This window comes from Acinetobacter sp. 228 (assembly GCF_048147885.1).
Genome location: NZ_JAYWYV010000505.1, coordinates 1 through 1,112 on the forward strand (window position 1 = coordinate 1; position 1,112 = coordinate 1,112).

Below are 1,112 nucleotides of genomic sequence, written 5' to 3' on the forward strand. Positions count from 1 at the left end.
ATACAATGAGGTCACGGCCCCATTCAGATTGAGTCAAACCAGCATAAATTTCTAATGTTCTAACTTGATATTCAGTTAGCCATTTTAAATCTTGTGGAATGTTACCTTGAATGAGCGAAACGCTAAGCGGTTTAGCCGCTTTAGGTTGTACAAACTGAATATATGATGCTCCCCATGCACCCAAAACCAATAGGGCAGCAGGGATAATCCAGAAAATACGCTTACGTAGAATTTCAACTAAAGCACATGCCAATACAATTACTACAAAGGAAATTGCATAAATACCAAATAGCGGCGCATAACCATCGAGTAAACGTTCAGTAAAAGCGTAACCTACAAACAGCCAAGGGAAACCAGTAAATACCCAAGTTTTAGCCCACTCAAAAATAATCCAGAGAGGGGCGAAAGTCAGCGGTGTTTCAGGGAAGAAGCGTCGATAAATCCATGTCTGAAATGCTGTAAATAAACCCATCACAAGGGCCATAACAGCAATCATACATACGCTTAGAAAAGCATTGGTATCGCCATATACATGGATCGACGTATAGAGCCAGAAAGCCCCTACAAACCATAAACCAAAACCATAACTCCAGCCAATTGCAAATGCTTGTTTGGCTGAGCGGTTATGCAATGTCGCATAGAGTAGGGCAGGAGACAAAATTGCCAGCCACCACCAATAATAAGGTGCCAGTGCAAAACTGAACACGGCACCTGAAAATAAAGCAATGAGCAATGGAAAAATTAAAGGAAGCTGTTTTTGTTGTTGCGAAGAATCTAACAGCTTTTCAAAGTATGCTCTCATTGACGTACAGCTCGAATCAGATGAATAGTGCGGGCATCTGCTTCAACAATCGTAAATAACCAATTTCCAAGCTCAACAGTCTGACCTTGTAAATCACTAACTAAACCAATTTCTTGAAGCAATAAACCGCCGACAGTTTCTACTTCATCGTCAGAAAAATCAGCATCTAAAACAGTGTTGAAGTGTTCAATTGGTGTAAGTGCCTGCACCATCCATGCATTCGCTATTGTATGGTCGTTATCTGGAACAATGTACTGTGCATCTTCATCCGCAGTATCATGTTCGTCTTCAATTTCACCAACGATCTCTT

Annotated in this window: 1 protein-coding gene and 1 pseudogene; both read right to left on the bottom strand. The window is 40.9% G+C overall.

Annotation, left to right across the window (positions count from 1 at the left end):
* Positions 1 to 802: pseudogene (locus tag VXQ92_RS20255) on the bottom strand (apolipoprotein N-acyltransferase); the annotation flags it as partial.
* On the bottom strand, positions 799 to 1,112 hold a 314-nt coding region (locus tag VXQ92_RS20260; RefSeq protein WP_416682993.1), incomplete at its 5' end, for a transporter associated domain-containing protein. The pseudogene VXQ92_RS20255 and the gene VXQ92_RS20260, both read right to left, overlap by 4 nt.